Source organism: Streptomyces venezuelae, from assembly GCF_008642275.1.
Classification (GTDB): Bacteria; Actinomycetota; Actinomycetes; order Streptomycetales; family Streptomycetaceae; genus Streptomyces; species Streptomyces venezuelae_E.
Window position 1 is genome coordinate 4,142,010 of the sequence record NZ_CP029189.1, and the last position, 14,223, is coordinate 4,156,232.

Genomic DNA, 14,223 nt, shown 5'->3' on the forward strand with positions numbered 1-14,223 from the left:
ACACGGGGGCGGGTTGTACCGTCACACTCCGCAGCGTCGCCGTACTGCGACCGAGTGCCGACCGGAGAGAAGAGCCAAGTTGTCCCCGACTAGCGAGACCGCAAAGGGCGGCCGCCGACTCGTCATCGTCGAGTCCCCAGCCAAGGCGAAGACCATCAAGGGCTACCTCGGCCCCGGATACGTCGTCGAGGCGAGCGTCGGGCACATCCGCGACCTCCCGAACGGCGCGGCGGAGGTTCCCGACAAGTACACCGGCGAGGTCCGCCGCCTCGGAGTGGACGTCGAGCACGACTTCGCGCCGATCTACGTCGTCAACGCGGACAAGAAGGCCCAGGTCAGGAAGCTCAAGGAGCTGCTGGCCGAGTCCGACGAACTCTTCCTCGCCACCGATGAGGACCGCGAGGGCGAAGCCATCGCGTGGCACCTGCAGGAAGTCCTCAAGCCCAAGGTCCCCGTCCACCGGATGGTCTTCCACGAGATCACCAAGGACGCGATCCGCGACGCCGTCGCCAACCCGCGCGAGCTGAACCAGCGCATGGTCGACGCCCAGGAGACCCGCCGCATCCTCGACCGCCTCTACGGCTACGAGGTCTCGCCGGTCCTGTGGAAGAAGGTCATGCCGCGGCTGTCGGCCGGACGCGTCCAGTCGGTGGCCACCCGCCTCGTCGTCGAGCGTGAGCGCGAGCGCATCGCCTTCCGCACCGCCGAGTACTGGGACCTGACCGGAACCTTCTCCACCGGCCGCGCCGGCGACGCCTCCGACCCGTCGACGCTGGTCGCCCGCCTGAACACGGTGGACGGCAAGCGCGTCGCGCAGGGCCGTGACTTCGGCTCGAACGGACAGCTCAAGAGCGAGGTGCTGCACCTCGACGAGACGGCCGCCCGGGCGCTCGCCGCCGCGCTGGCCGACGCCTCGTTCGCCGTCCGCTCGGTCGAGTCCAAGCCGTACCGCCGCTCCCCGTACGCCCCCTTCCGTACGACGACGCTGCAGCAGGAGGCCTCGCGCAAGCTGGGCTTCGGCGCGAAGGCGACGATGCAGGTGGCACAGAAGCTGTACGAGAACGGCTTCATCACCTATATGCGTACCGACTCCACCACGCTCTCCGACACCGCGGTGTCGGCGGCGCGGGCGCAGGTCACCCAGCTGTACGGGGCCGACTACCTGCCCGAGAAGCCGCGCGTCTACGCAGGCAAGGTCAAGAACGCCCAGGAGGCGCACGAGGCGATCCGCCCTTCGGGTGATCGTTTCCGCACCCCGGCCGAGACGGGTCTGTCCGGCGACCAGTTCCGCCTGTACGAGCTGATCTGGAAGCGGACCGTCGCCTCCCAGATGAAGGACGCGGTCGGCAACAGCGTCACCGTGAAGATCGGCGGCCGCGCCTCGGACGGACGCGACGCCGAGTTCACCGCCTCCGGCAAGACGATCACCTTCCACGGCTTCATGAAGGCCTACGTCGAGGGCGCGGACGACCCGAACGCCGAGCTCGACGACCGCGAGAAGCGCCTGCCGCAGGTCGCGGAGGGCGACGCGCTCGCCGCCGAGGAGATCACGGCGGACGGGCACTCGACCAAGCCGCCGGCCCGCTACACCGAGGCCTCGCTGGTCAAGGAGCTCGAAGAGCGCGAGATCGGCCGGCCGTCGACGTACGCGTCGATCATCGGCACGATCCTCGACCGCGGCTACGTCTTCAAGAAGGGCACGGCGCTCGTGCCGTCCTTCCTGTCGTTCGCCGTGGTGAACCTGCTGGAGAAGCACTTCGGGCGGCTCGTCGACTACGACTTCACCGCGAAGATGGAGGACGACCTCGACCGCATCGCGCGCGGCGAGGCCCAGTCCGTGCCGTGGCTGAAGCGGTTCTACTTCGGCTCGGAGGACGCCACCGAGGTCGTGCCGGCCGACGGCGACCACCTCGGCGGGCTGAAGGAGCTGGTCACGGACCTGGGCGCGATCGACGCCCGGGAGATCTCCTCCTTCCCGGTCGGCGAGGGCATCGTGCTGCGGGTCGGCCGCTACGGGCCGTACGTGGAGCGCGGCGAGAAGGACGCGGAGGGCCACCAGCGGGCCGACGTACCGGACGACATGGCTCCGGACGAGCTGACGGTCGGGTACGCGGAGGAGCTCTTCGCGAAGCCGAGCGGCGAGTTCCAGCTCGGCAAGGACCCGGTCAGCGGGAACGAGATCGTCGCCAAGGACGGCCGCTACGGGCCGTACGTGACGGAGATCCTCCCCGAGGGCACGCCGAAGACGGGCAAGAACGCGGTCAAGCCGCGGACGGCCTCGCTCTTCAAGTCGATGAGCCTGGACACGGTCACCCTCGACGAGGCGCTCAAGCTGATGTCGCTGCCGCGCGTGGTCGGCGCGGACGCGGAGGGCGTGGAGATCACGGCCCAGAACGGCCGCTACGGCCCGTACCTGAAGAAGGGCACGGACTCGCGGTCGCTGGAGACCGAGGACCAGCTCTTCTCGATCACGCTGGACGAGGCCCTGGCGATCTACGCGCAGCCGAAGCAGCGGGGCCGGGCCGCGGCCAAGCCCCCGCTGAAGGAGCTGGGCACCGACCCGGTCAGCGAGAAGCCGGTCGTGGTCAAGGACGGCCGCTTCGGCCCGTACGTGACCGACGGCGAGACGAACGCGACGCTGCGGCGGGACGACGACGTCGAGACGATCACGCCGGAGCGCGGCTACGAGCTGCTCGCGGAGAAGCGGGCGAAGGGCCCGGCCAAGAAGGTGGCGAAGAAGGCCCCCGCGAAGAAGGCCACGGCCAAGAAGGCCCCGGCCAAGAAGGCGACGGCGACGAAGACCGCTGCCGCGAAGAAGACCGCGGCGAAGACGACGACCGCCAAGAAGACGGCGGCCAAGAAGGCCCCGGCCAAGAAGACGGCCGCGGCCCCGGCGGCCGCGGACGAGTAACACCGGGGCGGGGCCGGAGACGCCGTGCGGTCACTCCGGCCCGCCTGAGGACGGGCAACCCCTGGCGGGGCTGGAGGGGCCACCGGCAACTCCGGCCCCGCCGGCGTGTGAGGCGCGGGGTCCGGGGACGGAGCCCCGCGACGGGCAGAGCCGCGCAACGGGCAGAGCCCCGCAGCGGGCAGAGCCCCGCGACGGGGCCGGGCCGCCCCCCCGGAAAAGGTGGGTCCGGGGTCACACCCGGGCTTGTCCACAGGCCTCCGCAGCCGCCAAGCGCAGCGGATAGGCTGGGCGGATGACGCGAGCCGAGCAGCCGGCGGTCGTGACCGCCCCGGCGAACCCCACCTACGACGAAGCCCTAGCCGCGGACTCCCGCGAGCGTGCGGTGCGCGCGCTGCTGCGCACTCCCAGGCTGCGCCGGCTGTGGAGCGCCCAGTTGGTGAGCGGCATCGGTGATGCCCTGGCCCTGCTGGTGCTGGTGCTGCTGGCCCTCCAGGCAGCGGTCACGGAAGGGGGCTTCGGCGGCGGGTTCCGCGGCGCGGCCCTCGCCGTCGCCGCCGTCTTCGGGGTACGGATCGTCGCCACCCTGCTCTTCGGCGCGGTCCTCCTCGGCCCGCTGGCCGGGCTGCTGGGCGCCGACGGCAAGCTGGACCGCCGCTGGACCATGATCGGTGCCGACGGGGTCCGCCTCGGGCTCTTCGTCGTGGCCCCGCTGTGGCTCGACTGGATCCCGGCCCACGCGCTGACCGCGCTGCTGGCCACCGTGTTCGTCTCCGGCGCCGCCGAGCGGCTGTGGACCCTGGCCAAGGAGAGCGCGGCGCCCGCCCTGCTGCCCGCGCCGCCGCCGGAGGGGGCGACCGTACGGCCGCTTCCGGACCACCTGGACGCGCTGCGCCGGCTGACCCTGCGTACGTCCTTCGCGGCGCTGCCGATCGCCGCGGCCGTGCTGCTCGCCGCGACCCTGGTCGGCAAGGCACTCGGCCTCGGCATCGGCTGGTTCGCCGCGAACCAGGCCGCCCTCGGCTCGTACGTGGCCTCCGGCCTCTTCGCCGCCTCCGTCTCGCTGCTGCTGCCGCTGGTGCTGCCCGGCGGGGCGACCCCACGTCCGCGTTCGCCGCTGGAGGGCCTGCGCACCCCCAAGGCGGGCGACCGGCCCGACAAGGGCCGTACGGGAGCCATCCCCCTTCTCGTCCTGAGCTGCGCCGCGGTCGCCGGGGCGGTGTCCTGCGCCGTGTCCGTGTCCGTACTGCACGCCTTCGACCTGGGCGGCGGCCCGGCCGCCTTCGCGCTGTTCGTCCTCGCGCTGGTCGGCGGCACCGCCGTCGGCATCCGCGCCACCCACGCCGGAAAGGTGCTGCCCGCCCTGTCCCGCCGCCGGCTCATGGCCCTCGCCATAGCGGTCACCGGCATCGCGCTGCTGCTGACCGGGCTCGTCCCGGACATGGCCACCGTGCTCTTCCTCTCGCTGCTCGCAGGCATCGCCGCCGGCGTCGCGGCCAACACCGGCCACACCCTCCTGGACCAGGAGACCGAGGAGTTCCGGCGCGCCCGGACCACCGAGCACCTCCAGGCCGTCGTACGCGTGGCCGTGGCGCTCGGCGCGATCGCCGCGCCCGTCCTGGCCGCTGCGATCGGTCCGCACCGGCTGACCGGTGCCGAGGTCGTCTTCGCCCACGGCGGCGCCGCCTTCACCCTGATGCTGGTCGGCGCCCTGCTGCTGCCGGTCGCCGTGCTGGTGCTCACCAAGGCCGACGACCGCCGGGGAGTACCCCTGCGGCGGGACCTGCGGGAGGCGCTGCGGGGCGGGGAGCCCGTTCAGGCGGCGTCCGCCACCGGGTTCTTCATCGCCCTGGAGGGCGGCGACGGAGCCGGCAAGTCCACCCAGGTCCAGGCGCTGGCCGACTGGATACGGGGCAAGGGACACGAGGTCGTCGTGACCCGGGAGCCCGGGGCGACCCCCGTCGGCAAGCGGCTCCGCTCGATCCTGCTCGACATCTCCTCGGCCGGCCTGTCGAACCGGGCCGAGGCACTGCTGTACGCCGCCGACCGGGCGGAACACGTGGACACGGTGGTGCGTCCGGCCCTGGAGCGCGGCGCAGTCGTGATCTCGGACCGCTACATCGACTCCTCGGTCGCCTACCAGGGCGCCGGCCGTGACCTTTCCCCGACGGAGATCGCCAGGATCTCGCGCTGGGCCACCGACGGGCTCGTCCCGAACCTGACCGTGCTGCTCGACGTGTCGCCGGAGGCGGCGCGCGAGCGGTTCACGGAGGCGCCGGACCGGCTGGAGTCGGAGCCGGCGGAGTTCCACCAGCGGGTGCGCTCCGGGTTCCTGACCCTCGCCGCGTCCGACCCCGGCCGCTATCTCGTGGTCGACGCGGGCCAGGACCCGGGGTCGGTGACCACCGTCGTACGGCACCGCCTGGACCGGATGCTCCCGCTCTCGGAGGCCGAGGTGGCCGCCCAGGCCGAGGCGCGGCGCCTCGCCGAGGAGGAGGCCCGGCGCAAGGCTGCCGAGGAGGCGGCCCGCAAGGCGGAGGAAGCGCGCCTGCGCGCCGAAGAGGAGGCCCGGCTGGCCCGCGAGGCCGAGGAAGCGCGGATCAAGGCCGAGGCGGAGGCCGCCCGCAGGGCGGAGGAGGAGCGGCTGCGCGCCGAGGAGGAGGCCCGGGCCCGGGCCGAGGCCGAGCGGCTGCGCCTGGAGGCCGAGGAGAAGGCACGCGCGGCGGAGGCCGAGCGGCTGCGCCGGCAGGCCGAGGAGGAGGCCCGGCTGCGGGCCGAGGCCGAGGAGCGGCGGCTGGAGAAGCAGCGGCGGGCCGAGGAGGCCCTGCTGAAGGCGGAGGAGGCACGCCGCCTGGTGGCGGCGGAGGCGGCGGCGAAGGCTGCGGCTGCCGCGGCCGCGGCAGCCGCGGAGGCTGCTGCGGTGGCGCCGCCGGCTCCTGCGCCGGCTCCCGCTCCCGCCCCCGCCCCCGCCCCCAAGGTCGCCATGACCAAGAAGCCGGAACGGGAGCCGCACCCGGACGACGCGGTGACGGTGGAGACCCCGGTGGCTCCGGCAGCTCCGGCGGCTCCGGAGGCCAGGCCGGTCAAGCGGGTCGTCCAGCCGGACGACGTCACCCAGACCGTCCCGGTGCCGAAGATCGACCCGGCCTCCGCAGCGGAGACCGCGGTGCTGCCTCCGGTCCGCGCGGCCGACGAGACGGCGGTGCTGCCCCCCGTACGGCCGACCGACGAGACGGCGGTGCTGCCGCCCGTCCGCCCGCAGGCCGCGCAGGCCGCGCAGGCCCCGCAGGCCGCGCAGGCCCCGCAGCCTTCGCAGGACAGTGGTGGCGGGCAGGCCCGGTCCGCCACGCGGCCGACGGCCCGGCGTCCGGAGGAGAACCCGGCCGACCGGGTGCCGTCGGGCATCTTCCGGGACTCCGGCAACGACCGGACGCGGGAGCTCCCCGTCGTCGACGGCGAGGGCCGCCCGCGCCGGCCGCGCCCGGACTGGGCCGAGGAGACCCCGCTGGACGACCTTCCGACGCTGGCGGACGAACTGCTGGGCCGCCACCGGGACGACGAGAGCGGCGACGAGGGAGACGAGGGCGATCGGCGGCCGCGCCGCCGCCGCTGACCCCGGCGCGGACGGACCGGGACGGGATTGTCGGTGGCGCCCGCCACAATGGGTGCACGGAGAGTGAAAGGTGGTGGGCGGGATGCCCGTATGGGACGACCTGGTGGGACAGGAGCGGGTCCGCGCGCAGCTGACCGCCGCCGCCCGCGATGCCGACGCCCTGGTCACGGCCATCACGGCCGGGACCGCGCCGCCCGAGGGGTCGAAGATGACCCACGCCTGGCTGTTCACGGGCCCTCCGGGATCCGGGCGCACCACGGCCGCCCGGGCCTTCGCCGCCGCCCTGCAGTGCACCAGCCCGGACCGTGCGCTCGGCGGTGAGCCCGGCTGCGGGTTCTGCGACGGCTGCCACACCACGATGGTCGGCACGCACGCGGACGTCTCCACCGTCGCCGCGGTCGGCAGCCAGATCCTCGTCGAGGACATGCGGGACACCGTCCGCAAGTCCTACACCTCGCCGGCCACGGGCCGCTGGCAGGTCATCCTGGTCGAGGACGCCGAGCGGCTGAACGAGAAGTCCGCCAACGCGGTGCTCAAGGCCGTGGAGGAGCCCGCGCCCCGTACGGTCTGGATGCTGTGCTCGCCCTCCGTGGAGGACGTGCTGCCCACCATCCGCTCCCGCTGCCGCCACCTCAACCTCAGCACCCCCTCGGTCGAGGCCGTCGTCGACATGCTCGTGCGCCGGGACGGCATCGAGCCGTCGGTGGCCCTGGCCGCCGCCCGGGTCACCCAGGGGCACGTCGACCGCGCCCGTCGGCTGGCCACCGACGAGGCTGCCCGGGAGCGCCGGGCGACGGTGCTGAAGCTCCCCCTGCGGGTGGACGACATCGGTGCCTGCCTCAAGGCCGCCCAGGAGCTGGTGGACGCCGCCGCCGAGGACGCCAAGCAGGTCGCCGAGGAGGTCGACGCCAAGGAGACCGAGGAACTGAGGGCCGCGCTCGGCGCCGGAACGGGTGCCGGCAGCCGGATGCCCCGGGGCACGGCGGGCGTGATGAAGGAGCTGGAGGACCGGCAGAAGCGCCGTCGCACGCGCACCCAGCGCGACACCCTCGAACTGGCGCTGACCGACCTCACCAGCTTCTACCGGGACGTTCTGGCCCTGCAGCTCGGCTCGTCCGTCGCCATCGCCAACGAGGAGATACGGCCCGACCTGGAGCGGATCGCCCGCGCTTCGGGCCCCGAGCGGACCCTGCGCCGGATCGAGGCGATCATCGCCTGCCGGGACTCCTTCGACCGCAATGTCGCCCCGCTCCTCGCGGTCGAGGCGATGACAATGGCCCTGCGCGCGGGCTGACCGCGTCCGGGCCGCGGGAGGCGGTCCACACCCGGTTGACCGGCTCACCCGTACGGGCGAACCGGCCATCAGGGCCGGGCAGTGGCCGGTCCGTGCCGGGCCCGGCACGGACCACGGAAGGCCTGCGACCGTCCGGTCCCGGCTCGCCTGCCTGCGTCCTCCGTCAGGACGTAGGCTCCGGGGATGGACACCAGTCGCCTGCTGCGTACCTCCGGAACCGTGATCGCAGCCGCCGGGCTGCTGCTCTCCGGGTGCACCTCCGGCGGGCCCGGAGAACCCCGGGCCGCCGCGTCCTCCCCGCCGGAGTCCGGCACGGCCTCGGCGCAGCCGTCTCCCGACGCGGCCGCGCTGCGCCCGTACTACGCGCAGAAGCTGACCTGGCGCGACTGCGGTGTCCCAGGATTCCAGTGCTCCACCATGAAGGCCCCGCTGGACTACGCGAACCCCGGCTCCGGCCAGGACGTCGAGATCGCGGTGTCCCGCCGTACGGCCACCGGTCCCGGCAAGCGGCTCGGCTCGCTGGTGGTCAACCCGGGCGGCCCGGGCGGGTCCGGTGTCGGGTACCTGCAGGCGTACGCGGGCATCGGCTATCCCGCGGCCGTCCGCGCCCGGTACGACATGGTGTCCTTCGACCCGCGCGGGGTGGAACGCAGCAGCCCGGTCGAGTGCCTGAACGGTCCTGCCATGGACAAGTACACACAGGTGGACCAGACGCCGGACGACGCGGCCGAGCGGGCCGAGCTGGTGACGGCCTTCAAGGAGTTCGCGGCGGCCTGCCAGACGAACTCCGGGCGGGTCCTGCCGCACGTGTCCACCGCCGATGCCGCCCGGGACATGGACCTGCTGCGCGCACTGCTCGGAGACGAGAAGCTGAACTACGTCGGGGCCTCGTACGGCACCCTCCTCGGCGCCACGTACGCGGACCTCTTCCCGGACCGGGTCGGCCGGCTGGTCCTGGACGGGGCGATGGACCCCGCCCGGCCCTCGCTCGAACTGAACCGGGACCAGACGGAGGGCTTCAACACGGCCTTCACCGCCTTCGCCAAGGACTGTGCGAAGCAGCCCGACTGCCCGCTCGGCAAGGGCGACCCGGACGCGGTGGGGGCGCGCCTGAAGGACTTCTTCCGCAAGCTCGACGCCCAGCCCGTCTCCAGCGGCGACCCGGACCGCCCGCTGGGCGAGGCCCTGGCGACGACCGGGGTGATCGCGGCGCTGTACGACGAGGCCGCCTGGCCGCAGCTGCGCGAGGCGCTCAGCTCGGCGATGAACGGCGACGGATCGGGCCTGCTGAGCCTGGCCGACAGCTACTACGAGCGTGAGGCGGACGGCAAGTACGCCAACCTCATGTCCGCGAACGCCGCCGTCAACTGCCTCGACCAGGCTCCGGCCTTCAGCGGCCCCGAAGCCGTCGACACTGCCCTGCCGTCCTTTGAGAAGGCCTCCCCGGTCTTCGGCCCCGGCCTGGCCTGGGCCGCGCTGAACTGCGGGTACTGGCCCGTGAAGCCCACGGGCAAGGCGAGGGAGCTGCACGCGAAGGGCGCCGCGCCGATCGTGGTGGTGGGCACCACCCGCGACCCGGCGACCCCGTACAAGTGGGCCCAGGCGCTGGCCGGCCAGCTCGACTCGGGCACGCTCCTCACCTACGACGGCGACGGCCACACGGCGTACGGGCGCGGCAGCGACTGCATCGACGGCGCGATCAACCGCTACCTCCTGGACGGCAAGGCCCCGGAGGACGGCAAGAAGTGCTGAGGCCGCCACCTGGCATAGAACAACCCGGAGGTGCGTGCAGATCATGCTGCATCGGATCCCTGTGGCGCACGGACGGCGCCCACCTCCGACGGCCGGAACAGACCCCGGCACACCTGCGGGACCCGCGTCCGGGCTGGTAGCGGGACCTGCCGGGAACCTGGTTCAGGGCACCCGTCCACACCCTGTAGACTTGGCGCCGCTGCTGATGAGCGCCCCTCTTCGAGGGAACACTTGTCTGACCAGCGGTGCCGCCTTAGCTCAGTTGGCCAGAGCAACGCACTCGTAATGCGTAGGTCTCGGGTTCGAATCCCGAAGGCGGCTCGGATTAACCCCAGGACTCACTCGCCGTGACCTGGGGTTTTTTCATGCCCCGACCAAGCGGGGCGGAACGCGATGTTCTTCGCACCCTCGGGTGTGGCCGTGGTGAGGCCATCCTGCTCGGACACCGCTTCCGGAGCCTGTTCGGTGAGGTGGGCGAGCGCCGTCTGCGCGACCTCCTCGACCGTACGGCCGCTTTGCTCGGCCGCCTGGATGATCTGCGCGGGCAGCCCGCAACCAGGGGATGGCGGCGGGGCGTAGGAGCGGTGCTTGTTTCCGGGCACCCTTAGGTCACGAAAAGATCACGGCGTAAGTGGTTCTCTGCGGCGGGATGTGAGGTGCGGCATCGTGTGTTCCGGCCCTCGTCCGTGCCGCCGCACCAGGTACGCGAGGTACGCCGTTCTCTCGCGACGGGTAGTAGCGACCCGGAGATGAAGAAGAGGGGTAGCGCCCGCTTCAAAAAAACCGAATACCCGAGTACAGCGTGCGGGCATGGTCCTCGACTTGGTCACTCAGATTTGGGTGGTTGATTCGAGCCGCCCTGCCGCCCGGACCGACCACCTCCCACGGAAGGTGGAACGGTCCGTATGGAAACGGTCGGTTGGGCTACAGCGTCGGTCGCCGGACTCGGCGGGTGCGTCCTCGTGCTGGGGTACGTCCTCGATCAGGTGCCCTCGCTCTCCGACAAGGCAGTGCGCGCCATCTCGGCCGTTCGCCGACTGCGTGACGAGTGGCGACGGAAGTGACGTGAGATGGCGGCCGATCCTCGGAACTCGTCCCGAATCCGGTAGGCAGGAGCAGTCCACACCCGCGGCGACGGCGAAGGCTGCGACCGGTGTCGGTCGTGCTGTCCTGGTCGGCGTATTCGGCAGGGCCATGTGGGCTTTGCCGGTCTCGGTGTTCTCAGGGGGCGTCCAGCACGTGCGGGCCCGGCAGTTGCCACTGCTGGGCCCCGCACGTACTAGACGTTGCAGGGTGGCGATGTCCACCCCGAGCACAGCGATCAGTACGGAGGGGCTCCCGCGGTTTCGTGCGCGGGTGTTGGTCAGGTGGGGAGGTTCAGGGCGAGGTGGGCGGTTGCCTCGGCGAGGTTCTTGTCGGCCGGTTCGCCGAAGACGAGTACGCGGTAGTAGACCGGGCCGAGCAGGAGGTCGGCGAGACGGTTGAGGTGGTCCTCGTCCGGGGACTTTCCCGTGTGGCGTTCGACGATCGCGCCGAGGCCGGCCAGATCGCGTTCGCGCTGCCTGAGCAGGAAACCCGCTCGCAGGGCGGTGGCGGTGTCCTGGTCCAGTTGCGCGTGACCGAGGAGCGCCTGGAGCACCTGGCCCGCCGGCTCCTGGAAGAAGTCGGCGACGCGGTGCAGGTGTGAGGTGAGGTCCTCGGCGGGGGTGCCGGCCGGTTCGGCCCAGGCGAGTCCTTCGAGGGCGTCGTCCGTCAGGGCGTCGAGCAGGATCTCGACCTTCGACTTCCACCACCGGTAGATCGTCTGCTTGGCGACGCCGGCCCGCGCGGCGATGCCCTCGATCGTCGTCGCGGCGAAGCCCTGCTCCACCAGCAGGTCGTCGGCGGCGTTCAGCACCGCGACGCGGATGCTCTCACTGCGGCGCGGGCCCGTGCGGCTCACGACGGGTGAGGGGGTGCGGTGGCCTTCGGTCTTCCGTGCGGCGCTTATGGTCGTTCACCTCTTGTTCCATGCGAATGCCGCGATTCTGGCACGCCGGTCACGCGGGTGCTGCCTGGTCCCCGCGGCCGCGGGCGAGGCTCAGCAGCACGGTGAGCGCGAGCACCGCGACCACGGCGCTGAAGATCTCCCCGGCCGGGCGCAGGCTCGTGGCGCGGATCAGTACGCCGACGCCGATCGCGGGGACGGCGAGCATGGAGTAGAGGATCGCGAAGAACGTCGACACCGAGGCGCCGCGGTGCTGTGGGTCGCTGCGGGTGGTGATGCCGCCGATGCCGTGGCCGAGGGCGATGCCGGTGGCCAGGCCGTTCACGGCGGCGCCGACGAGCAGCGGGCCCAGGGAGGTGACCGCCATGGCGAGCGCGATCAGGGCTGCGGCGAGGATCAGCCCCAGGCAGGCCACGGAGAGCGCGGAGCCCGGCTTGATCCGGCGGACCAGCAGCTGACCCAGTGCGGTGCAGGCGAAGGCGGTGAAGACGACGACTCCGGTGAGCGAGTGGCTGCTCTCGTGGAGGACCGTGCCGAGGAACAGACCGGTGACGGCGGTGAGGACGCCGAGCACCGCGAAGCCCGCTCCGGCGGCCATCGCGGAGCGCAGGAAGTCCGAGCGGATCTCCGACGGGATGTGCAGGGGCTGGAAGCGGAAGGCGAATCCGGAGCGGTGTGCGGCCGTTTCCGGGGACACGGCCACGCAAGCGAGCCCGGTCACCGCCAGGACGAGCATCACGGTCCACGGTGTGCGCAGCGGGGAGGGCGCGGCATCGGCCAGGATCCCGGCGAGCAGGGTGCCGCAGGCGAGGCCGCCCATGTTGGCGAACAGTGCGACCGTCGCGGGCCGGACCCCGCGGCCCTGCGGGATGAGCTCGGTGAGCGAGGCGGTGGCGGCGCCGGTGACGAGCGCGGCGGAGAAGCCGGAGATCACGCGGGCGGTGAGCAGGACGGCCACGTTGCCCGCGGCCAGGAACACCAGGGCGGCGCAGACGGAGAGGAGGGTCGCCGTGACCAGTACGGGGCGCCGCCCGATCTGGTCCGACAGGCGCCCGAAGGCGAGGAGTCCGGCGACGACCCCGACGGCGTACACGGCGAAGATCACGGTGACGGTGATCGGGGAGAAGCCGAACTCCTCGCCGTACAGCGGGTAGAGCGGGGTGGGCGCCGTGGTCCCGGCCATGGTGACCCAGAAGGCGAAGGCCACGGCGGCGGCCGCGATCCGGCTGCGGGGCGCGGGTGAAGTGGGCGTGTCGGGCGGGGAGTCGGGGCGGTCGGTTCGGTTCGGCACGGGATGACCTCCGGCATGAGACTGGACGGTGCGTTGTGTCTGGCGGTGACATTAGACTAGACGTTGCGTCTATTCAATGGGGTGCACCCCGGCCCGCCTGCGATCGGTTGGGGGGATTGCGCGGGCCGCCTGCCGTGGTGGCTGTCCCGCACCGCCAGGTGGCCCGGCTCCCGGCCCCGGGACACCCTGCTCCAGTACCGCGACGTACGGGACCCGGTGGCCTGGATCCTGGGCGTCCCCGGAGACGGTGGCCGCCGCGGGCCTCCCCCCCATGGACGGCTCCCGTCTGGGCCCCGCCCGGTACGGATTTCCACGCCGCGGTCCACGCGGCGGACGTCTCCCGGGCCCGCGCCACGGGCCTGGTCCGCACCGCCCGGTCACCGAGACGGTCACCGGCACCTGCACCCGGCAGCGGTCGGTCCCGGCGGCCGGGCCGGCACTCGTGGGCGGCCTCGCCGCGGAGGACGGCGTGGGGCGTGTCCGTGAAGTCCCGCCTGCCCCGCGGCGTCCGGCACCGCGGTCACGGCCCGGGGCCGGGGTCCTTCGGGTCGCCCGCCAGTCGGACCGTGCTCAGGATGCGCATGATCAGGGCGTCGTCGACGGCGCCCGGCACGCCCGTGCGGCCGTAGAAGTCCCAGGAGACGAGGTCGCCCCGGGAGTTCCTGAAGCCGAAGACGACCGCCTGGCCGTCCCCCGCGCAGCGGTTGGGCCGCTGGGCGCCCGAGGAGCGCGCCTTGACGTAACTCCCCCTGACCCCCGACCTCGTGGTGTACTCCACCGGCTTGTCCGCCTTGACCACGCTCTTGTCCGGCTGGGTGTAGGCGGCGTAGACCCAGGTCGGTGCCTCCTTCACGGCGATGTCGGCGGGGTCCTTGGCTCCGCCGGCGCCCTTGGTGCCGACGTTGCCGAGCCGGACGTCCGTGATCTGGCCGTCGCCGTTCCCGTCGAGGCTGCACCACTGGGACTTGTAGAAGGCGGGGGCCGAGTGCCCGATCAGGATGTTCTCCGAGTCCTTGTCGTCCACGTGGCCGCTGAAGACCTGGGGCTCCAGGACCTCCCACCCCGGCGGTACGTCGAACGCGGTGCCGTGCTTGGGGTTGATCACGGTCTTCCAGCCCGCGACGAGCGGCCTCGTCGGGTCGGCCGCCGACGCCGCCGCGGCCGCCGACGCACGGTGCCGGTTCTCGCGGACGCCGAGTGCGACGCCGGCCGCGGCCGCGGCGACCGCCAGGGCGGTCACGGCGCAGGTCCCCACGACGAGCCGTCTTCTGCCGGGCCGGCCCCCGCCGCCGGACTCCTGCGGCGGCGCGGGCTGCGGCCGGTACGGTCCGCCGGGGTGGCTCGGCTGGTGGTACGGGTTCTGCACGGTGCCCCTCCT

General features: G+C 72.9%; 9 protein-coding genes and 1 tRNA gene. 6 read left to right on the plus strand and 4 right to left on the minus strand.

What is annotated here, in order from left to right; all coding sequences use genetic code 11:
* Positions 1 to 79: 79 nt before the first annotated feature.
* The 5 genes from topA to DEJ51_RS18345 all read left to right on the plus strand — a co-directional run bounded on the left by topA (position 80) and on the right by DEJ51_RS18345 (position 9,888).
* Positions 80 to 2,911 (plus strand): type I DNA topoisomerase, encoded by a 2,832-nt coding sequence (topA, locus tag DEJ51_RS18325; protein ID WP_150258559.1) that lies wholly within the window; start codon positions 80 to 82, stop codon positions 2,909 to 2,911.
* A 292-nt stretch (positions 2,912 to 3,203) separates the two neighbouring features.
* Positions 3,204 to 6,521 (plus strand): dTMP kinase, encoded by a 3,318-nt coding sequence (gene tmk, locus DEJ51_RS18330; RefSeq protein ID WP_150258560.1) that lies wholly within the window; start codon positions 3,204 to 3,206, stop codon positions 6,519 to 6,521.
* Between the two features lie 82 nt (positions 6,522 to 6,603).
* On the plus strand, positions 6,604 to 7,815 hold the full coding sequence (locus tag DEJ51_RS18335; RefSeq protein WP_150258561.1) for a DNA polymerase III subunit delta': 1,212 nt from the start codon (positions 6,604 to 6,606) through the stop codon (positions 7,813 to 7,815).
* Between the two features lie 183 nt (positions 7,816 to 7,998).
* Positions 7,999 to 9,567 carry an alpha/beta hydrolase gene (locus tag DEJ51_RS18340; protein ID WP_150258562.1) on the plus strand — a complete coding sequence of 523 codons (1,569 nt, stop codon included), beginning with the start codon at positions 7,999 to 8,001 and terminating at the stop codon, positions 9,565 to 9,567.
* A 247-nt stretch (positions 9,568 to 9,814) separates the two neighbouring features.
* A tRNA-Thr gene (locus DEJ51_RS18345) sits at positions 9,815 to 9,888 on the plus strand.
* A gap of 17 nt (positions 9,889 to 9,905) precedes the next feature.
* On the opposite strand, the gene DEJ51_RS18350 is transcribed toward DEJ51_RS18345, so the two are convergent.
* Positions 9,906 to 10,169, minus strand: coding sequence for a hypothetical protein (locus DEJ51_RS18350; protein WP_150258563.1), 264 nt, complete (start codon positions 10,167 to 10,169; stop codon positions 9,906 to 9,908).
* A 303-nt stretch (positions 10,170 to 10,472) separates the two neighbouring features.
* Here DEJ51_RS18350 and DEJ51_RS34565 point away from each other — a divergent pair, with 303 nt between their 5' ends.
* Positions 10,473 to 10,631, plus strand: a complete 159-nt coding sequence (locus DEJ51_RS34565) for a hypothetical protein (protein WP_190620463.1) — start codon at positions 10,473 to 10,475, stop codon at positions 10,629 to 10,631.
* A 299-nt stretch (positions 10,632 to 10,930) separates the two neighbouring features.
* Here the strand turns inward: DEJ51_RS34565 and DEJ51_RS18355 are convergent, their stop codons facing one another.
* From DEJ51_RS18355 to DEJ51_RS18365, 3 genes are all read right to left on the minus strand, one after another.
* On the minus strand, positions 10,931 to 11,509 hold the full coding sequence (locus DEJ51_RS18355; RefSeq protein WP_223835865.1) for a TetR/AcrR family transcriptional regulator: 579 nt from the start codon (positions 11,507 to 11,509) through the stop codon (positions 10,931 to 10,933).
* 97 nt (positions 11,510 to 11,606) lie between these two features.
* Positions 11,607 to 12,845, minus strand: coding sequence for an MFS transporter (locus DEJ51_RS18360; RefSeq protein WP_223835866.1), 1,239 nt, complete (start codon positions 12,843 to 12,845; stop codon positions 11,607 to 11,609).
* A 520-nt stretch (positions 12,846 to 13,365) separates the two neighbouring features.
* Complete coding sequence (locus DEJ51_RS18365; RefSeq protein WP_150258564.1) at positions 13,366 to 14,211, minus strand: hypothetical protein; 846 nt, start codon at positions 14,209 to 14,211, stop codon at positions 13,366 to 13,368.
* Positions 14,212 to 14,223 lie beyond the last annotated feature (12 nt).

Bases quoted from the DNA above. Each gene is read 5' to 3' on its own strand.
- tmk (WP_150258560.1), top strand. From the start codon at position 3,204: ATGACGCGAGCCGAGCAGCCGGCGGTCGTGACCGCCCCGGCGAACCCC.
- DEJ51_RS18335 (WP_150258561.1), top strand. From the start codon at position 6,604: ATGCCCGTATGGGACGACCTGGTGGGACAGGAGCGGGTCCGCGCGCAG.
- DEJ51_RS18340 (WP_150258562.1), top strand. From the start codon at position 7,999: ATGGACACCAGTCGCCTGCTGCGTACCTCCGGAACCGTGATCGCAGCC.
- DEJ51_RS34565 (WP_190620463.1), top strand. From the start codon at position 10,473: ATGGAAACGGTCGGTTGGGCTACAGCGTCGGTCGCCGGACTCGGCGGG.